Genomic DNA, 234 nt, shown 5'->3' with positions numbered 1-234 from the left:
CGGGTGCCGGGTGCCGGGTGCCGGGTGCCGGGTGCCGGGTGGTGACCTGAGCAGGACAGGAGTGGACTGGGGCATTCACTTCGGGTCATGGTCGAACCGTGCCTGCCACCAGCGGGCGCGGAGCGGGGCGCCGGGGGTTCGTCGCGAGGGGAACCGGTGGTCCCGGCGTGCCGACGAAGCCGGGCGTGCGGTTCTGCCGTGCGGACCCGCTGTCCCGCGCCGCAGCCGCGCCGG

Source organism: Streptomyces sp. 8P21H-1 (assembly GCF_013302945.1).
Note: the sequence above shows the minus strand (reverse complement) of the source record.